Annotated in this window: 21 protein-coding genes; all 21 read left to right on the top strand. The window is 69.9% G+C overall.

Annotation, left to right across the window (positions count from 1 at the left end; translation table 11 throughout):
• Positions 1–39: 39 nt before the first annotated feature.
• A complete protein-coding gene (locus JZ791_RS23390; protein WP_216897346.1) occupies positions 40–1,701 on the top strand; it encodes a cutinase family protein in 1,662 nt (553 codons plus the stop codon).
• A gap of 110 nt (positions 1,702–1,811) precedes the next feature.
• Positions 1,812–2,465: a hypothetical protein gene (locus JZ791_RS23385; RefSeq protein WP_216897345.1), complete on the top strand. Its 654-nt coding sequence runs from the start codon at positions 1,812–1,814 to the stop codon at positions 2,463–2,465.
• A gap of 112 nt (positions 2,466–2,577) precedes the next feature.
• On the top strand, positions 2,578–3,528 hold the full coding sequence (locus JZ791_RS23380; RefSeq protein ID WP_216897344.1) for a hypothetical protein: 951 nt from the start codon (positions 2,578–2,580) through the stop codon (positions 3,526–3,528).
• Positions 3,529–3,634: 106 nt separating this feature from the next.
• On the top strand, positions 3,635–4,363 hold the full coding sequence (locus JZ791_RS23375) for a DUF8176 domain-containing protein (RefSeq protein WP_216897343.1): 729 nt from the start codon (positions 3,635–3,637) through the stop codon (positions 4,361–4,363).
• Positions 4,364–4,433: 70 nt separating this feature from the next.
• The gene (locus JZ791_RS23370) at positions 4,434–4,634 is read left to right on the top strand and encodes a hypothetical protein (protein ID WP_216897342.1); all 201 of its coding nucleotides are present in this window, start codon (positions 4,434–4,436) and stop codon (positions 4,632–4,634) included.
• On the top strand, positions 4,634–5,233 hold the full coding sequence (locus JZ791_RS23365) for a hypothetical protein (RefSeq protein WP_216897341.1): 600 nt from the start codon (positions 4,634–4,636) through the stop codon (positions 5,231–5,233). The genes JZ791_RS23370 and JZ791_RS23365 overlap by 1 nt, the downstream gene beginning before the upstream one ends.
• Complete coding sequence (locus tag JZ791_RS23360) at positions 5,230–5,514, top strand: hypothetical protein (protein ID WP_216897340.1); 285 nt, start codon at positions 5,230–5,232, stop codon at positions 5,512–5,514. Before JZ791_RS23365 ends, JZ791_RS23360 begins: the two co-directional genes overlap by 4 nt.
• A complete protein-coding gene (locus JZ791_RS23355) occupies positions 5,511–5,837 on the top strand; it encodes a hypothetical protein (RefSeq protein ID WP_254206182.1) in 327 nt (108 codons plus the stop codon). The genes JZ791_RS23360 and JZ791_RS23355 overlap by 4 nt, the downstream gene beginning before the upstream one ends.
• A gap of 60 nt (positions 5,838–5,897) precedes the next feature.
• Positions 5,898–6,533 carry a DUF8175 domain-containg protein gene (locus JZ791_RS23350; protein ID WP_216897339.1) on the top strand — a complete coding sequence of 212 codons (636 nt, stop codon included), beginning with the start codon at positions 5,898–5,900 and terminating at the stop codon, positions 6,531–6,533.
• Positions 6,530–7,396 carry a DUF8175 domain-containg protein gene (locus JZ791_RS23345; protein ID WP_216897338.1) on the top strand — a complete coding sequence of 289 codons (867 nt, stop codon included), beginning with the start codon at positions 6,530–6,532 and terminating at the stop codon, positions 7,394–7,396. The genes JZ791_RS23350 and JZ791_RS23345 overlap by 4 nt, the downstream gene beginning before the upstream one ends.
• 62 nt (positions 7,397–7,458) lie before the next feature.
• Entirely contained in the window at positions 7,459–8,919 is a 1,461-nt protein-coding gene (locus JZ791_RS23340) for a TrbL/VirB6 family protein (protein WP_216897337.1), read from the top strand.
• Positions 8,916–9,215 (top strand): DIP1984 family protein, encoded by a 300-nt coding sequence (locus JZ791_RS23335; RefSeq protein ID WP_216897336.1) that lies wholly within the window; start codon positions 8,916–8,918, stop codon positions 9,213–9,215. Before JZ791_RS23340 ends, JZ791_RS23335 begins: the two co-directional genes overlap by 4 nt.
• Positions 9,212–10,693 (top strand): SCO6880 family protein, encoded by a 1,482-nt coding sequence (locus JZ791_RS23330; protein WP_216897335.1) that lies wholly within the window; start codon positions 9,212–9,214, stop codon positions 10,691–10,693. The genes JZ791_RS23335 and JZ791_RS23330 overlap by 4 nt, the downstream gene beginning before the upstream one ends.
• A complete protein-coding gene (locus JZ791_RS23325; RefSeq protein WP_254206181.1) occupies positions 10,690–12,411 on the top strand; it encodes a putative type IV secretion/conjugal transfer ATPase in 1,722 nt (573 codons plus the stop codon). Before JZ791_RS23330 ends, JZ791_RS23325 begins: the two co-directional genes overlap by 4 nt.
• Positions 12,408–12,554 (top strand): hypothetical protein, encoded by a 147-nt coding sequence (locus JZ791_RS23320; protein ID WP_216897334.1) that lies wholly within the window; start codon positions 12,408–12,410, stop codon positions 12,552–12,554. Before JZ791_RS23325 ends, JZ791_RS23320 begins: the two co-directional genes overlap by 4 nt.
• Positions 12,551–13,672 (top strand): C40 family peptidase, encoded by a 1,122-nt coding sequence (locus tag JZ791_RS23315; protein WP_216897333.1) that lies wholly within the window; start codon positions 12,551–12,553, stop codon positions 13,670–13,672. Before JZ791_RS23320 ends, JZ791_RS23315 begins: the two co-directional genes overlap by 4 nt.
• A gap of 172 nt (positions 13,673–13,844) precedes the next feature.
• Positions 13,845–14,303 (top strand): hypothetical protein, encoded by a 459-nt coding sequence (locus JZ791_RS23310; RefSeq protein WP_216897332.1) that lies wholly within the window; start codon positions 13,845–13,847, stop codon positions 14,301–14,303.
• Positions 14,300–14,914, top strand: coding sequence for a hypothetical protein (locus JZ791_RS23305; RefSeq protein ID WP_216897331.1), 615 nt, complete (start codon positions 14,300–14,302; stop codon positions 14,912–14,914). The genes JZ791_RS23310 and JZ791_RS23305 overlap by 4 nt, the downstream gene beginning before the upstream one ends.
• 8 nt (positions 14,915–14,922) lie before the next feature.
• Positions 14,923–15,600, top strand: coding sequence for a hypothetical protein (locus JZ791_RS23300; protein WP_216897330.1), 678 nt, complete (start codon positions 14,923–14,925; stop codon positions 15,598–15,600).
• Positions 15,587–17,347 (top strand): type IV secretory system conjugative DNA transfer family protein, encoded by a 1,761-nt coding sequence (locus JZ791_RS23295; protein WP_216897329.1) that lies wholly within the window; start codon positions 15,587–15,589, stop codon positions 17,345–17,347. Before JZ791_RS23300 ends, JZ791_RS23295 begins: the two co-directional genes overlap by 14 nt.
• A partial coding sequence (locus JZ791_RS23290) for a DUF4913 domain-containing protein (RefSeq protein WP_216897328.1) occupies positions 17,344–17,773 on the top strand: 430 nt, incomplete at its 3' end. The genes JZ791_RS23295 and JZ791_RS23290, both read left to right, overlap by 4 nt.

Here is a 17,773-nt window from a genome sequence, read left to right as displayed (position 1 = left end):
CCTGGCGACGGGTTCATGGATCGGCTGTGAGGAGTACGGATGAGGACACGGCGTAGACCGGTTGCCCGCTACTTGCCTTTGGGTGGAGCGGTGGTCGTGACGGCGGTGCTGGTGCTGGGTTGTATCGGGACGGCGGCGGCTGATCCAGTGGGGGATTTGACGAAGGACGGGTGTCCGGTCCTGTACGCGCTGGGGGTGCAGGGCACCGGCCAGTCGTCCCCGAACGCGCCGGTGTCGACCGATACCGGGATGCTCTCGGAGGTTTTCGGCCCTTTGCAGGCCGAGGCTGATGCGGCGCATGTGAAGGTTGCCCGCGCGTACGTGCCGTATGAGGCGTCGTTCGGCGGGTTGGATGGGCCGTCGAATCCGGATTCGCAGTCGTATGCGCAGTCGGTGCAGGGCGGGCTGGACACGCTGAACACGATGGTCGGCCGGATCATGGCGGCGTGTCCGGCGACGCGGATCGCGGTGGCCGGGTACAGCCAGGGCGCGCATGTGGTGAGTATGTGGGCCAAGCAGGTCGGGACGGGGTCCGGTTCGGTGCCCGCGGCGCAGGTGGCGGGGGTCGCGTTGTTCGGTGACCCGGTGCGGGCGCCGGACTCGCCGCCGTTTCCCGGCCGTCCCGGGCAGAACAGGCCGGACGCGGTTCCGGGGACGTCGGGCTCGGCGGTACACGGGTTGGAGCAACTGCTTCCGGCATCGACGAGCGGTGAAGGGATCGGGCCTGATCGTGATCAGGTCGATGATTTCGGCGCACTGAACGGACGGGTGTTCATCGAGTGTGCGTCGGGTGACCTGGCGTGCGCTGCCCCGGATCACGCGCCGATCCTGAAGGCGGTCGCGAATATCGCGGGTCAGGCCGACAGCGGCGGTGATCCGTTGCGGGCGTTGTGGAGCGTCACGCAGGCGCTGGCGTTCACCACGATCAAGACCGCGACGGCCACGATCAATCAGGACGTGCAGGGTGATTCGCTGTCGGATCTGTCGATCACTCCGGGTGAGAGTCTGTCGCAACGGGTGGCGGATGCCTCCGATCCGCGGACTGCACTGGACCCGGGCGACGTGGTGCAAGCGGCGCTCAGGGTCGCCACGATCGGGTTCAATTCTGTTGCGGCAGTGGCAGAGTCGCTGCTGACCCCGGACACGATCGCGCAGGTCGCCACAGCGGGATTGACGAATCCTGTGGCGGGATTGGCTGTTTTCGGGGAGAAGCTGCTCGGGGCGTTGCCGCAGCTGATGCCGCCGGAGACCGCGATCGGTTTGGTGAAAAGCGCGTTTCAGGTGGTCGTCGGCAATATCAGCGACAACCGGGATTTGGTGAACACGGCGGTGTGGGCGAAGTACTCCGACGCGATCACCAAACACGACTCGTACGGGCAGACCCCGATCACCGCGAACGGGCATTCGGGCACGCGATACGCGGCGGACTGGTTCGCCGCTGCCGCCCGTGACGCAGCAGCAACACCGGCACTGCCAGCAGCCAGCACCACCACCACGACGGCGGAGCCCAGCCCGAGCGCTTCCGCGACCGGCGGCGGCAGCACCGGGCCGGGCACCTCGACGGCAGCGCCGAGCGGTGGCGCGGCCCCGTCGGGCAGTCCGCAATACCCGTGGGACGCAGGGACCAGCGGACTGGAGAACTTACCGGTCCCGGGGCCAACCACAGCGCCGACAACCTCGGCCGGAACGCCTGCTCCCTGACCGACGTGTCGGCAGCATCACGCATCCGCCTGTCCCTGGTGATCGAGGCGGTATTCACACCGAAACGGCCCTGATGTGGGCGTTGAAAAATCGAGAGGAAATGTCGAAAGATGGTTAACACGAACAAAACCCGGACCAGTCAGGGGTGGCTGGTGGCCGCACCGGCGATGGCCGCAGCGCCCAGCGGGGATCTCGCGGGCATGCACACGGCCGCGATCACCGCTGGGTCGGACGCCCGGATCGTTGAGGTGCCGGATCGTACAGACGCGGTGCGCCCGGTGGCGCGCACGGTGCCGTTCGACGTGTCGCGCCGGGGAACGGACACGGTCGGGGTAGGCGGGCTGCTGCGCGGTCCGCGACCGGAATGGATGCCTCGGGCCACGGCTGTGCAGGTCAACGAGTTCACGGACGCGGCGACGAGCCCGTTCCGGAATGCGTTCGATGTGGCAGGGGTACCGCGGGGGGTTGATCGGATGGTGCTCGGCGCGGTGGGCGGCGGGGCTCTGGCCGGTGCGGCGGGCGCGATCGCGGGCGGTGTGGGCGGAGCGGTGGGTGGCGGTGTCGCGGGCGCGGCGATCGGCGCTGCGATCGGTGGCGCGGTCGGCGCGGTGACCACGCTCGGTGCGGGCACGGTGCCCGGAGCGATCATCGGCGGCGTGATCGGCGCGGGCGTCGGGGCGGCGGCCTGGTCCGCGATCGGCGCGGGCGCGGGCGCGGTGTCCGGTGCCGCTGTGGGCGCGGAAGTCGGCGCCCTGGGGGCGTAACCCCACCCCCATACGCCCCCGGAACGGAGACCAGGCCCGGTCGTGAGCCGGGAGCTGAACGGCTGTGTGCCAGGACTCCCCATTTGTTCAGTACGAGAGGACACGAAAAGCGTTGAGATCAGCAGTAATACACACCCCTGGCAGGCGCAGCCGTCCCTGGCTGCTCGCGATAGCCGCAGTACCGGTCAGCGCGGCGATCGTGTGTGGTTCCCTCGCCCCGGCGACGGCCGCCACGGGCGGGCAGGCCGGAGTCACAGCCGGACAGTCCGGTGGCGGGCAGGCCGGGGTGACGTCCCCGGCCCCGGCACCGCCCGCCCCTGCGGCTCCGGTGATGAACGGTGATGACGGGGATGCGGGGGTGGAAGGCCCGACGCAGGCGCAGCCGTACGAGACGCGTGCGGACCCCGATCCGGACACTCCCGCCCCGGTGGTCGCCCCGTCGCAGTTGCACGCTCCGCGGCGGGTGGCTCCGGTGCTGCCGATCCGTCCTGCACCGGACACGGTGCGGGTGGGCAGCCTCGCCGCGCCCCGGCCGCACTGGTTGCCCCACCCGATCGCTGATCGCATCAATTCCGATGCGGCCGTGACCGAAGCGCATATCGCTGATGGGTGGAACGCGGTCGGGGTGCCCCGGCGGCGCTCGGACCGGGTCGCGGCCGGGACGGTCGCGGGCGCGGTCGCCGGGGCCGCGATCGGTGGTGTCGCGGCGGCGGTGCCGGGCGCGGTGGCCGGTGGCGCGGCCGGAGCCGTGGTCGGGGCGGGAGTCGGTGCGGTCGCGGGCGCGGCGGTCGGTGTTGGTGGCGCGCTGATCACCGGCGGCGCGGCCGGGGTCGGCGCTGCGCTGGCGACCGGTGGTGTGGCCGCGATTCCCGCGGTGGCGGCGATCCCGATTGTTGCCGGAGGAACGGTCGGTACCGCGATCGGCGCGGGCGCGATCATCGGCGGTGTGGCCGGAGCGGGCCTGGGAGCCCTGGCCGGTGGCGCGGTCACCGGCGCAGCCGGGGCCGCCGTCGGCGGCCTGGTCGGCGCAGCGATCGGCGGAGCCGTCGGCGCCGGCTCCTGACACCGGTATCTCCGGTGGGGTGGTGGCGCACCCGTGTGAGAGCGCGGTGCGCGCCACCACCCCGGAATCCCGACTGCGAGAACAGTTATCGAAGGAGGTGAGAATATTGTCCACACGCAACAGCGGCGAGAACGAGCATTGGCGCGATTGGCTCCCGCCGCTGCCGCCCTCTGTCAGCGGATCGGACGACCAGGCCGAGGAGAGGTCTGCGCGCGCGGAGATCGGTTCGGCGGCAACTGGTATCGGCCGGATCGGACGTGGCGGGCGCGCGCCGTCGTTGTCGGCGGCGGTGCGGCGGCACGCGGCACTGGCCGGGGCGAGTCTGGCCCTGGCGGCGGCGGTCGGCGGGTGCGCCTGGTGGTGGCCGGGGTGGAGCCATCCGGCGGTCACCGGCCCGGCGGCCTCGCCACGCAGCACCACCGTGTCCCCTGTCCAGCGTGATGTCACGTTGGGTGGTGGGCTGGGCTGTGATCCGGTTCGCAGCCCGAATCTGGTCCGCGGCAACGGTACCGGGTCACTGGCTGATGGCCCGGATGCGATCTTGGCGTTCGAGCACGCGTATTACACGGCGCGGTCGGGCACGGCCGCGCGGGCGGTGACGACCACGGACGCGGACGTGCCGTCCGCGGACACGATCGACGCCGGAATCAGCACGATTACGCCGGGCACGACGGCGTGCGTGGTGATCATGCCGCAGACCCCCGGCCGCTACCTGGTAACGATCAGCGAGAACGCGGCGGGCGGTGCGGTGCACAGCTTCACCCAGCTGATCACCACCACCGCCCAAGACGGCAGCGGCGTGCGGATCACCGGTATCCACGCCGCCGATTCCTGAACCCCCTGACACCCGGGCATACCCCTCTCGTGGCGGAGCTGTGCCCAATTCATCTCTTGGAGTATCCGTAATGTCCTCTACGACAACGATATCCGTGCACGTCTGGTATCCCGGCGGCGCGCACCTGATCTACAACCTGCCTCCTGGCGAGGTCGAGGATTTCGTGAGCGCGGCGCGCCGGGTCGGCGCGTGGGCGAGCGTCATCGGCGAACAACAGCGGGGATCCTCTCGCCCGCGCCTGCACAGTGTGCCCAGACAGGATGCCGCGTGATGAATGGCAGTATCGCCGCGCCGCAGTCCGGGCGCTGGTTGCCGGTGTGGGACCGCCCGGTCCCTCACACCGGCGGGCGGGCTCCGTTGGTGTGGTTGCTGGGCGCGCACGGCGGTGCGGGCGTGAGCACCCTGGAACAGGTCCTGGCGCTGGCCGCCGACGCACAGGGCCGCTGGCCCGGCGCGTTCGACAACGAATCCCCCTTCGTAGCGGTGGTGGCCCGGGAAACGGTGGACGGGCTGGGCCGGGCACACGAACTGCTGCGCCAGCACCACGGCGGGCAGGCGGGCCGCTGCCAGGTGCTGGGGTTGATCACCTGCGCGGACCGTCCCGGCCGGGTACCGCCCGAGATCCGCCGCTACCGGCGGGTGATCGATGAACTCGTCCCCCCCGAGGGGCGCTGGCGCATGCGGTGGCAATCGGCCTGGCCGCTGACCCCACGCGCGGATCTGCCGGTGTGGACACCGGCAAGCCCTCATCCGACCCGAGGCAGCGACCCGCTGGCCGCCGTGCGGGAGCTGGGGCACCAGGTACTCGGCGCGGTCGCCGCCGCCGTGACCGGATCTTTCCTCGATCAACACTCTGGAGAAGCAGCATGATCATCCACACGCTCTGCCATACCGCGGTCTTGGCGGTCGATTCCATCCAGCCCGAGGCCCCGCCGGGATCATCGCAAGTCTTGCGGCTGGTCCGGTACCTGATGTGGTTCGTCATGCTGGCCGGGGTCGCGGCCATGGTGTACGCGGGCGGGAAGTTCGGGTGGGAGAAGTGGAACGGCTCGACCCTCGAGTCCCCGAAGATCGTGGCCGCCGCCGCGATCGGCGGGATCATCGCCACCAGCGCCTCGTCCATCATGAACGCTGTCGTGCTGACCTCATGAACATCACGATCATCGCTACCCCGATCCTCACCGCGCTGACACTGCCCGCGCTGGTCCAGGATGCGCTGACCGGCGGTGGATACCAGCACCTGCCCGCGTCGGTGACCGGGCCGTTGGACCAGCTGTGCGGGTGGGCGGCCTGGTTCGCGCTGACGATCTGCCTGGCTTGGCTGATCGCGGCGGCCGGACGTCTATGGGCCGCACACCGCCACGGCGAGCCGGTCTGGTCCGACGCCTCGCACAGCATCGTGGCGAGCCTGTTCGGCGCCATCGTGTGCAGCAGCGCCGCCGCCGTCGCGACCGCGATCCTGACACCCTTCTAGCACCCTTCTCCCGGCGCACATTTATCCCTGCGCCACAACATTTTTCACAGGAGGCCCTCCATGGGTTTACTTTCGCATGCCCGGACACGGGCTGCCCTGGCCTTGGCCGCCGGGATCGCGGTAGCGGGCGCGCTGGCCGGATGCGGGACGCACAGCGCACATCCGAGCGTCGGTGCGGATCTGACGCGTGTCCCGGCGGGATTGCACTGGGACACCTTCGCCGGGATCGCGATCCCGGCCGGTGACGACGGCCCGGCGTCCACCGGTGTGACCGACACCGGCTACGCCCAGACCCCGCAGGGTGCCGCGTTGGCCGCGCTCGACCACACGGTGCGGATCTCGACCGCGGACAACAGCAGTTGGGGACCGATCGCGGCGGCCGAGGTCGCCTCGAGTCCGGGCGCGGATGCCTGGAAGCTCGCGCGGGCACGGCTGAGAATCAGCGGACCGGCGAACCCCGCCCTCGCACCCCGGATCATCGGGTACCGGATCACCAGCTACCAGCCCGACAAGGCGTCGGTCACCGCGTACAGCGTGTATCCGGACAAGAGCCTGGCCGCGACCGCGATCGGAGTGATCTGGTCCGGCGGGGACTGGCGGCTGTCCCTGCCGGACCCCGCCAGCACCACGCCCACGGTCACCGCGATCCGCGGCGTGCCGACCACGGGCCTGGTCCGGCTGGAGGGCGCGCGATGAGCGCCGCGGACACCGAGCCCACCGGCAGCGAACAGGACACGGCAGGCAGCAAGCGGCGCGGCGGGCAGGCCGGGTTGATCGCCGCGCTGATCGTGGTCGCGCTGATCGCCGTGGGTGCCGTAGCCGCCGTCGCGGTACGGCACGCCAGCCCGCACCGAGCCGCATCGGGCGTGGCGGGTACGACCCCCGATGCGGGTGGGAGGGATTCCACGGCAACGGGTTTCGCTGTGCCGGTCACCGATGTGTTCGGTCGGCGGGTGAACGTGCCCCGCAACCCGGCCGGGCAGCCGTTGCCGCAGACCGCGCCACAGCACAGCCCGGCTGATCCGGGATGGCTGACGGCCGCGCCGGTACTGCCGCAGCAGGGTGGCTGGCAGCAGGTGGCGGGAGCCTCGGTGCCGTTCTCGATCTCCGATGGCCCGACCCGCCTCACCGACGGAGTAGCGGCCGGGTGGTCGCACACCCCGCAGGGAGCCGCGCTCGCGGGCGTCTACGCCGCCTATCAGCTCAACGCCCGCCCCGGCGACCGCGCCGTGCACACCCGCCTGCTCGAGAACGCCCCCGGCGCGCTGTCGGCGTTCGACGCCGACAAGGCAGCGGGACGGATTCCGACCCTGTTGCCGCAGAACGTCACTCGGTATCTCGTGGCACCGGACGCGTTCCGGGTCGACAGCTACGCCGACGATATGGCCGTCCTGGAGATCGCCACCCGCACCGCAGACGAGGACGGGACACCGGCGTGGACGGCCACACAGATTGTGATGGTGTGGGACGGCGGGGACTGGCGGCTGCAACCCCCACCCGGCGCGACACCACCCCAGCATGTGGAGTCCTCCCTGACCGGGGGGTGGACCGCATGGTAGCCATCACCGCACTACCACGGCGAATGGCACGAAATCCGCTGTACAGGAACATTATCCATGCCGTGGTTGTGGCGGTGTGCGCGGCGCTGGTCGGTGTGGCGGCTGCCGGGCCGGCTGCGGCGGACCCTGCCAGCACTGCCCCGTCGTCCGGGGGTTCGTACGGGTTCGATCGGATGTGTAACTCCGCGCACGATGCGCTCTCGGGTGTCGGGATCTCCGGGACGCCGTTGAATTTGGGCAATGTGGTGGCCGGGGCGTGTAAGGGCGCGAACGTGGCCACCCATCCGGGCAAGGCGGCCTCGTCGGTGGCGGATGCGGCCTGGGGCACCGCGTTTGGCAAGGCGGTGCAATCGCTGGTCTCCGGGTTGTCACAGGCGATCGTGTTGTCGCTGTCGTTCTGGGCCAGATTGCCCACAGCGATCACCGACAGCCCGGACCTGTTCACCAAGATCGCCGAGTACACCTATCAGTTGCAGTGGTACCTGCTGGCCGCCAGCGTGCTCGTGTGCGGGGTCCGGCTGGCCCAAGCACGCCGTCACGCCATGGCCGAGGCCGCGCACGACACATTCAAGGTGCTCGCGCGCACGATCTTCGCCTCCACCATGTGGACCGCGGTCCTGGTCGCGGGCACCCACGCCTCGGACGCGCTGGCGAACTGGATACTCGACGACGCCACCGGCGGTGACCCGAAGACCGCCGCCAAAGCCCTGGCCGAAACCGCCGGGCTGTCGGTGTTCTCCCCCGGCCTGGTGCTGCTGCTGGCCTGCGTGGGCATCCTGGGCGCACTCGCGCAGGTCGTGCTCGCGGTGGTGCGCCAGGGCCTGCTGGTGGTCGTGGCCGGGGTGCTGCCGCTGGCCGCCGCCAGCTCGGCCACCACCTCCGGACGCAGCCTGTACGACCGGCTGATCGGCTGGTCGGTCGCCTTCCTGCTCTACAAACCCCTTGCCGCGCTGGTGTATCTGATCGCGTTCACCACCATCGGACAGACCGCCTTGAGCGCCAGTAGTGGCGCGAAGGTCGATGCGGAGTCCGCGCAGCGGGCGCTGGTCGGCCTGGTGCTGGTGTGCTCGGCCGGGCTGACCTTGCCCGCGTTGATGCGGCTGGTGTCCCCGATCGCCGGACTGGGCGGCGGGTCCGGCGCTGCGGCAGCGGCCGGAGCCGCGACCGCGGTGGCCGCCGGAGTCTCGATGTCCGGTTCGGTGCGCGGCAGCGGCGCTTCCAGCGCGAAAGCCGGAGCGGGCAGCATCGCGACCACGGCCACCGGCCACAGCGGCGGCAGCTCCCCCGGCCCGGTCTCGGCTGCGCCGCGTGCTGCATCCGGGGGGAGCGGCGGCGCGAATGGCGCGGTAGCTATGGCCGGGAAGGCGGGTGGTCCGGTCGGTGCCGCTGCTGCGGCGGGTGTGGGGTTGGCGGCCAAGGGGATTCAGACGGTCAACAGCACCGTCGAGCAGTCCGCGGCCGGGTCCGCGCCCCCGCCGACGCGTCCGTACACGGGGCCGTCCGGGACGGAGGTTCCGCGATGAGCACCGGAATCCGGCAGGGGCGTGAGCTGGCCGCCGCGCACGCCGAACGCGACCGGCTACGCACGGTCGATGAGGTGCTGGCCGATATGGCCGATGCCGCGACCAGTGTGTGGCACGCGCGAGCGACCGGCGACGGGGCCGGGGAGCGGGCCAAGCTGGCGCATTTCGACGCGGTCGCGTCCTCGGTGTGGATCGAGCAAGGAGCCGCCTCGGCGTGCTGGGCCATCGCGCTGGAGCGCTGGCTGCGGGCCGCCCTGGCGGGTCGAGCCACCTCCAGTGATCGGGGGCGCCGATGAGCGCCCCGCAGCAGCAGCGTCGCACCTATGGCGGGTGGTCCCGGCCTCGGTCGGAAGGAATGTACGGATTGGCCTGGGAAGCAACAGTTCTCGGGTTCGTGTTCGTGGTGATCGCGATGATCACCGCGGTTGTCGTGAGCTTCACCGCCGCCGTCGTGGTCGCGGCGGGTGAGGCGATTATGTGGGCTCCGTTGGCTTTTCGGGTCAACGGGCGCACCGGATATGAGAGGGCCATGGTCATGGCGCAGTGGTTGCGCACCTGGAAACGCAAAGAGAACCTGTACCGGTCCGGGGTGTTCTCGAAGTTGGGGACCGCGAAACTTCCCGGCTTGCTGGCAGTTTCGCAGCTGTACGAGGGGATCGACTCGGGCGGTTACCGATTCGGTTTGGTGCACATGCCCAAACAGCACCTGTACACGGTGTTGTTGCGGGTGTGGCCTGCCGGCTCGGAGAACGTCGATCAGCACACCGTCGATCAATGGGTGGCCGCGTGGGGCGGATTCGTCGCCTCCCTCGGCGGCGCGGAGGACATCGTCGCGATCACCCCGGTCCTGAGTACCGTGCCCGAGACCGGACACCGCCTCGCCGGGGAGGTCGCCGAGCTGACCCGCCCGGACGCACCGGAATTGGCGCGGGCGATGATGGCCGAGCTGGCGGCCACGCTGCCCTCGCACACCGTGCAGTTAGATGCGTGGTGCGGCATCACCTTCCGGGCCACCACGCCCGAGCGGCGGCGCCATCCCGCCGAGCAGGCCGTGGAGGTCGGGCGGCGACTGCCCGGGATCATGGCCGCGCTCGCCGAGACCGGGGTACGCACGCGTCCGATGACCAGCGATGAGGTCACCGCGACCGTGCGTCGCAGTTACGATCCCGCCGCCGAAGCCGACCTGGAGACCCTCGCCACCAACGGCGAAAGCCATGGCCTGGGCTGGGACGATGCCGGTCCGATCTCCTACCTCGAGCACACCGGCCGCCTCGACCACGACGGCGTGGTCTCGACGTCCTGGGAAATGGACGACCCGCCGTCGGGCACGGTCGGTGAACGCGTGCTCGAACGCCTTCTGCAACCCACCCCGGACGTGCCGCGTAAACGCGTGGCGCTGGTGTTGCGGCCCCACGCGGCGGCCGATGCCGCGCACATCGTGGACGACGACTACAAGAACGCCCTGGTCGCAGGGCAATCCGGGAAAGGTGTCGTGTCCGCGCACGCGATGCTGCGCGTGGGCGCGACCGAGCAGGCCCGCGAGGAACAAGCCCGCGGGCACGGAGTCTCGCGGTTCGGGGTGCTGGTCACGGTCACCACGGCGGCCGGAACCGACCTGCCGCGTATCGACGCGCTGACCAAGGACCTGTCACGACAGGCCCGGCTGCGCATCCGGCGGTCGTACTACTACCAGGCCGCCGCCTTCGCCGCCTCCCTGGGCATCGGCGTGCTGCTCCCGGGGATGGCGACCCTGCCGAGGGTGATGGCCGCATGACCGGCACACGACAGCAACGCCGCAGCACATCCGGCGCGAACGCGCGGGGGCCTCGCCTGCTCGGGGCCGCCGAGCGCGAACGGCTCGAACGGCGTGCCGCGACCGGCGGATTGGCGTCCGCGTCGTGGGCGCGGATGCGGCTACAGGCCGACGCCAATCGCCGCGCCAACCACACCGAACACCCAAGCGGTGGAGCGAACGGTGTGCGGGTCACCGGATCGGGGGTGGCCGGAGCTGGTGGCGGACGGTGGCGCAGCATCGCGCGCCCGCCCGAGTGGCGCGGTACCACCGCGCAACTCGCCGGTTTGTGGCCGTGGTGTGTCGGGGCGGGGGCGCCGTTGCTGGGCACGCCGCTGGGCTCGCACCTGTCGACCGGCGCGCCGGTGTGTTTCGACCCTCTCAACTGGTTCTCGCGAGGCAACTACCTGACCGCGCCGAGCCTGTTCGTGCTGGGACTCAACGGATTCGGTAAATCCTCCCTGGTACGCCGGATCGTCCTGGGCGGCATCGCCCAAGGCGTGACACCGCTGGTGTTGGCCGACGTCAAACCCGACTACCGCGCCACCGTGACCGCCTGCGGCGGCCAGGTCGTCGACGTCGGCTACGGCCACGGGCAACTCAACCCCCTGGACCCCGGCTTGCTCGGCCACGCCATGCACCGGCTCCAGGCAGCCGGACTGGACGAGGCCGCCGCCAGTGTGGACGCGGAATTGCGTGCGCGCCAAACCAACCTGCTGGCCGGGCTGGTCGAGTTGATCCGCGGTGAACGCATCGCCGATTTCGAAGACACCCTCATCTCCACGGCACTGCGTCTGCTGTATGCCCCGGCTGCCAGCGGCGGGCGCGGCTTCACTCCCGATGCTCCGCCGATCCTGGACGACCTTCTGGAGGTGATCACCTGCGGCAGTGAGGAACTGATGCTCGATGCCGCCGCCGCGACACCCGAACGGTACGCCGAAGCCGTTGTCCCCCTGCGGCGTTCGCTACGCGCGTTGACACGAGGGCCGTTCGGGCAGGTGTTCAACGGCCCCACGACGGTCGGATTAGATTTGGATGCACCGGCGATCTGCGTGGATGTCTCGCACATCCCCAGCGGTGACACGAAGCTCAAGGCGGCGGTCATGCTGGCTTGCTGGGCGATCGGCTTCGGATCGGTCGAGGCGTTGAACATGCTGGCCGAAGCGGGCCTGGAACACCAAAGGGTGTTCCAGGTCGTGATGGACGAGCTGTGGCAAGTCCTGGGGCTCGGGGAGTTCATGGTCACCCGGGTCGACGAGCTGACCCGCCTGCAACGCTCCCTCGGCGTGGCACTGATCATGATCAGCCACTCGGTACGCGACCTGCACAACATCGGCGGCACCGCCGGAGCCCGCGCCCTCGGCTTCCTCGAACGCTCCCGCGCGAAAATCCTCGGCGCGCTACCCGCCGAGGAAATCGCACTGCTGGACGGCATCGTCAAACTCACCGACGCCGAAACCGACATGGTAACCAGCTGGTCGGCGCCCCAAGCCCTCACCGGCGAACCCCTACGCGCGGGCATGCCCCGACCCACCGCCGCCGGAGTCGGCAAGTTCCTGTTGAAAGTCTCCGAAGACCGCACACCTGGACTCGGATTCCAGCTCCTGCTGACGCAGGCCGAGCAGTCCTTCGGGATTCACGCCACAAGTGAGCGTTTCCGGCAATTCGGCCAGAGCACACCGCAAGGGCGGGCCGCATGACTCGCCGATACCGCCTGATGCACGCGCATGCGGTCGCGGGCCCACAACCGGCCGCCGCGCTGATAACGGTTCGCGCCGTGCTCGGGATGAACCGAGCGCTGACAGCGCTGCTGATCGATCGCGTCTCGCGGGGGCAGCGATGAGTGCGGGGGTCGTGAAGGCCCTGAGCGCGGTTGGCGGGCTGCTGCTGACGGTCGTGCTGCTGATCGTGATCATGATCTCCGGCGACCCTATCGCCGGGTGCGCGGTCGCGGCCCCGATGGGGCAAGGAATGACCGGAACACCGGGTAGTTCGACGCCGGTCAGTCTGGCCGGATACGACACGGCCCAGCTGGATCTGGCGCGCGAGATCGTGGCCGTGGGCGAGCGGCGCGGCATCCCGGAGTCCGGGATCACCGCGGCGTTGATGGCCGCTACCACTGAATCCGAGCTACGGAACTACGCCAATTCCGGTGTGCCGGAATCGCTGTCGTACCCGCACGACGCGACCGGCACCGATCACGACTCGGTGGGGCCGTTCCAGCTGCGGGCCTCGGTGTGGTCCGAGCGGCTCGGCGGCATGGCCGGATTGATGACCCCGGCCCGGCAGATCGGCTGGTTCTACGATCAGCTCGACACCGTGCCGAGCTGGCAGACCCGCGCTCCAGCTGCACTGGCCCAAGCCGTGGAACGCTCGGCGTACCCGGACGCCTACGCGGGAAAACGGGACGTCGCCGAGGCGTTGTATCGCGCGTTCCGTGGAGCGGGCGCGGGCACCGCGCCCGCTGCCGACGACGGCACATCCTGCGCGAGCGAACCCGAAACCGGTGGCACGGGTTCAGGTTTCGGTGCTCGCGTGCTCGCGGCGGCCATGGCCGAACGTGGCTTGCCGTATGTGTGGGGCGGCGGGAACGCGAGCGGACCCACCGGCGGTGGATTCGACTGCTCCGGCCTGGTCCTGTATGGCGTCGCGCAAGCCTCGGGCGGGCGGATCGTGCTGGACCACTACACCGGAAGCCAGCAACGCGACCCGCGCGGGATACCCGTACCGCTGGATCAGCTGCAACCCGGGGACGCGGTCTACTTCACCTCCCCCGGCGACACCGACTCCCATCACGTCGGCCTGTACGCCGGAACCGACAGCACCGGCCACCCACTGATCCTCAACGCACCCGACAGCGGCATACCAGTGCGCGTGCAACCGATGTCGGATTTCGCGTCAGACCACGCGCAGGCCCGCAGATTCGGTGTCCAACAACAGGATACGGACCATCGAACGTGATGGGCTCCCGAGACACCCGCTCGGTCCGGCGCCTCCGACGTCCCTGCCGATGCGATAGCAGGGCGGGACAAGCTCACCGCATCAACGCTATTCACGCCCGCCCCCCTTTGCCACGACCGTCACGGCAATCACACATCAACAACTCCCACACCGAATGAGAGGACATCAATCAATGTTCGAATCCATCTACCCCACAACACAGTCCGATCTCGCGCGGCGCGCGCGCCAGCTGTTGCCGCTGGACTTGACCACGGCACTGGGGACATCCCTGGAATGCGATGCCTTTGTCCCGGAGACCCATTCGCGGGATGGGTTCGTGCTCACGGTCCGCTCACACCTGGACTGGCCCGCGTTCTTGAACGTCAGCGCCAGCACGGCACTGCTCGAGCCCGGACGCGCGGACCTGGAGCGGGCGTGGGCGATCCTGCGCGACCACGCCCGCCACGTGGTGACCTACGCGGTCCTGGCTCCCGCCGACGCCGCGGTGGCGCGGCACTGGGTGCCTGGCCGCGCGGCGGTGTACATCGAGGCCATCGACGAACCCGCCGGTGGCCTGTCACCGGCCGCCGAAGCCGAGATGACAGCCATGTTCGGCGAGCCCTTCGCGGGCAGCTGGTGGCCCCTACGATGACCACACATTCCCCGAAGCGCAAAGCAGCCCACCATCTTCCGCACGACACACATCACCGGTTCAGACATTCGCAAAAGATCAACGTCGGGCTCGGCAGCGTCGTTCTGGCGGCCTGCCTCGGCGCGGTGTTGAGCGGGTGCGCGCACCCGGGCGCGCACGCCCCGGTTCGAACCGGCAGTGGCCCGGAGGTGGTCGACGGAATCGACACCCGCGAAGCGGACCCGGTCATCACCACCGCCCTCGCCAGGGTCTACAGCTGGCAGCCGGGCACAGATCCGGACGCTGGCGCGGGATTCGCCCGTGCCACTGACCTTGTGGACCCGACCTATATGCGGGAGGTCGGGGCGAGTGGCTCGGGGCTGGCGGAGGTGACCGCCGCGACGTGGGCACAGTGGGTCACCGAGGACGCGACCGTCACCGCGACAGCAGTGATCACCCCGGACGATCACCCCACCGACACCCCGGACACCCGGCAGCGCGTGGTCGCGGTCACCCAGCACATCACCACACCAGCAGCCACCGCCACCGAACCGGATCGCCATGTGACGGTGTACGTGACCGCGAGCGACACCCCGGCGGGGTGGCGGGTGAGCCTGATCGCGCCGCGATGAACCGCATCGTGAGCACGGAACCGGTTGCGGCAGTGATTCATGGGGACGGTCTGCTCGCCGGTGCGGCCGACTACCGGTGGCGGGGCGCGAGTGGCAGGCCCAGCATGGCCACGGGCCGTGTCCTCGGCAAATCCGGACTCACCACTATCGGGTTCGGCGCCGACGCCGGAAAACTTCCCGAAGACGCTCCCAGACTCGCCGGGAACTTTTCCGGCCCCGCCGCAACCGGATTGGCCGATCGCCCGATCTCCGCGGCCCGTCCGGTCCTCGCCACTCACGGCACCACCACCCGGCGGCCAGCCGCCCCACGGCGAGGAGACCCACCCATGAACCACCACCACACCAACCGGCACCACAACAACTACAGCACCCGTCTGCGGCAGGCGGACCTGGCCGCCGCCCTCGCGATCGACCACCTCGCGGTCACCGAGGTCTTGAACACCGACCCCGCGCCGGCCGACGCCGCCGGGGCGCGGGTGCGGGTGTGGTGGCAGCTGACCCGCTGGTTCGGACCACGCATGCCTCTGCCCGTGATGCTCGCCGTCGAGATCACCCACGGCATGCCCTGGCAGGCCGCCGCCGCCCTGGAAGTGCTCTCCGAACTCCTGCGCGCCACCGAAACCCTCACCCACCACCACGCCGAGCATCGGCGCGAACAGAAAGGCCCCCAGCATGACAGGCGATAAAGACCCCGCGCTCAGCCAGCGCGAAACCCTCGGCCTGCTGATCATCGGCAGTGTCGTGGCGGGCGGCGGGGTGCTGGTCACCCTCGCCGCCCATCTGGGCTACCACCTGGCAGGCCGCTCCACCACCCGGCTGCCGATCAATCCCCTCGCACTAGTACTGACCGTGCTGACGCACGGATGGCCGTGGACGGTGTGGGCGGTCCTGATCGGCGAAATCGTGCTCCTGGCCCTGATCGGGATGGGGGCTGTGCGGTGGTGGACATCGCGCACACCCGCGCGGCCGTGGATCGACCGCAAGGCGAAATTCCTGGCCACCGGCCCCCAGCTGGCGCGGTTGACCGAATCCGCGGTGCGGGCCAAAGCCGCCATGCTCAATGTGCAGGTCCCCGACGACGTGGTGCCGGGGTTGTCGCTGGGGATCGCGGTCGCCGACCGCCAGCACCTCTACGCCGATTACGAGACCCTGCACGTCGACATCTGGGGTCCGCGCCAGGGCAAAAGCACCTCACGGGCAGTACCCGCGATCTGCGAAGCCCCCGGCGCGGCGCTGGTGACCTCGAACAAACGCGATGTCGTGGACGACACCCGCGGTGTGCGGGACAAGCGCGGGCACTGCTGGATTTTCGACCCGCAAGCCGTCGCAGGCACCACCGAACCCCGCTGGTGGTGGAACCCCCTCGCCTCGGTACGCACCGAGGTCGACGCCGCCCAACTGGCCTCGCACTTCGCCGACGGCGACGACGGCCAATACGCGAAGAAAGACTCGTTCTTCGAACCCGAGGGCGAATCCCTTTTGGCGGCATTGTTTTTGGCCGCTGCGGTCGCGAACGCGCCGATCACCCGCGTGTACGAATGGATATCCGACCCCGACGACCTGGAACCGGTGAGAATCCTGGAATCCCCGTGGCCGTTGATCGCGACCGGCCTGCGCGCCCAGTACGAGCTGGACCGCCGCACCCGCTCCGGAGTGTTCGCCACCGGCCGCAAGATGGCCGCCAGCCTGCGCATGGAATCCATCCGCCCCTGGGTGACCAGCACTGGCGCGAACGACACACGCCCGCAACTGGATCCGGCCGCGCTGGCGATCTCGAGTGACACCCTGTATCTGCTGTCCTTGGAGGGCGCGGGCTCGTGCGGGCCGTTGGTCAACGCTCTGACCGCGTCCGTCCTGGAAGCCGCCACACACATCGGCACGCAGTCACCGATGGGCCGCCTGCCGGTACCGCTGACCTGTGTCCTGGACGAGGCAGCGAACGTGGTCCGCTGGCGCGACCTCCCGAAACGCTACAGCCACTTCGGATCTCGCGGGATCATCGTGCTGACCATCCTGCAATCCCACGCCCAGGGCGTCCGATGCTGGGGCGCCGACGGAATGGATGCCCTGTGGTCGGCGGCCGGAGTCCGCATGCTCGGCTCCGGCGTGGACGATATCTCGTTCCTGAAAGACCGCTCCGAGAGCATCGGCACCCGAGAACAATTACGCGGCACCCTCACCCACAGCACCGGATCAACGAGCCGCTCCCTGGCACTGGTCGACAAAACCATCCTGACCGCCGCCGACCTGACCGCCATGCCCGCCGGGCGAGCGGTAATCTGGTCGGCCGGAATACCACCCGTGGTCATCGAAACCATCCCCTGGATGCGCCGCCCCTACGCCGACCAGATCACCGCCTCCCGCCACACCTACGGCCCCACCACCCAGCCCGCGAAGAACGAGCCCAGCCGAGAAGACGTGATTCCGCGGTGACAGAAGACGACGATTCGATCTTCGACGCCGACAGCGAGTTCCGGCCCGGCGCAATAGATTCGGTGGTGCAGCCGCCGGAGGCGGTGTTCGCGGACGTGGTGGACTTCGTGGAGAACCGGCTGGTGTACGTGTATCGGCGCGTGCCCGATACCGCGAACCGCCGCTGGTGCCCCCAATGGTGGAAACACGACGAAGCCGTCCTGCGCCTGTACGCGCTGTGGCGCGCATACGAGGCACTGCGCCGCGACGACACCGGAACCGGCCTGTCGACCTGGTGGCTGCACCACGCAGACCCCCACATGAGCAGATTGATGGCCGTCGACGGCCCATTCGAACTGTGCCGCAGAGGCCACCGCGACGGCGACCAAGACGGCAACCCCGACCACGGCATCACCCCCCTGCCCCACATACCCGCCGACCCCGACA

Source organism: Nocardia alni (assembly GCF_019038435.1).
Classification (GTDB): Bacteria; Actinomycetota; Actinomycetes; order Mycobacteriales; family Mycobacteriaceae; genus Nocardia; species Nocardia alni.
This window is presented reverse-complemented; position numbering and strand designations above follow the sequence as displayed.

Excerpts from the sequence above, each read along its gene's own strand:
- JZ791_RS23390 (WP_216897346.1), top strand. The coding sequence starts at position 40 with ATGAGGACACGGCGTAGACCGGTTGCCCGCTACTTGCCTTTGGGTGGA.
- JZ791_RS23385 (WP_216897345.1), top strand. The coding sequence starts at position 1,812 with ATGGTTAACACGAACAAAACCCGGACCAGTCAGGGGTGGCTGGTGGCC.
- JZ791_RS23370 (WP_216897342.1), top strand. The coding sequence starts at position 4,434 with ATGTCCTCTACGACAACGATATCCGTGCACGTCTGGTATCCCGGCGGC.
- JZ791_RS23365 (WP_216897341.1), top strand. The coding sequence starts at position 4,634 with ATGAATGGCAGTATCGCCGCGCCGCAGTCCGGGCGCTGGTTGCCGGTG.
- JZ791_RS23360 (WP_216897340.1), top strand. The coding sequence starts at position 5,230 with ATGATCATCCACACGCTCTGCCATACCGCGGTCTTGGCGGTCGATTCC.
- JZ791_RS23355 (WP_254206182.1), top strand. The coding sequence starts at position 5,511 with ATGAACATCACGATCATCGCTACCCCGATCCTCACCGCGCTGACACTG.
- JZ791_RS23350 (WP_216897339.1), top strand. The coding sequence starts at position 5,898 with ATGGGTTTACTTTCGCATGCCCGGACACGGGCTGCCCTGGCCTTGGCC.
- JZ791_RS23345 (WP_216897338.1), top strand. The coding sequence starts at position 6,530 with ATGAGCGCCGCGGACACCGAGCCCACCGGCAGCGAACAGGACACGGCA.
- JZ791_RS23335 (WP_216897336.1), top strand. The coding sequence starts at position 8,916 with ATGAGCACCGGAATCCGGCAGGGGCGTGAGCTGGCCGCCGCGCACGCC.
- JZ791_RS23330 (WP_216897335.1), top strand. The coding sequence starts at position 9,212 with ATGAGCGCCCCGCAGCAGCAGCGTCGCACCTATGGCGGGTGGTCCCGG.
- JZ791_RS23325 (WP_254206181.1), top strand. The coding sequence starts at position 10,690 with ATGACCGGCACACGACAGCAACGCCGCAGCACATCCGGCGCGAACGCG.
- JZ791_RS23320 (WP_216897334.1), top strand. The coding sequence starts at position 12,408 with ATGACTCGCCGATACCGCCTGATGCACGCGCATGCGGTCGCGGGCCCA.
- JZ791_RS23315 (WP_216897333.1), top strand. The coding sequence starts at position 12,551 with ATGAGTGCGGGGGTCGTGAAGGCCCTGAGCGCGGTTGGCGGGCTGCTG.
- JZ791_RS23310 (WP_216897332.1), top strand. The coding sequence starts at position 13,845 with ATGTTCGAATCCATCTACCCCACAACACAGTCCGATCTCGCGCGGCGC.
- JZ791_RS23305 (WP_216897331.1), top strand. The coding sequence starts at position 14,300 with ATGACCACACATTCCCCGAAGCGCAAAGCAGCCCACCATCTTCCGCAC.
- JZ791_RS23295 (WP_216897329.1), top strand. The coding sequence starts at position 15,587 with ATGACAGGCGATAAAGACCCCGCGCTCAGCCAGCGCGAAACCCTCGGC.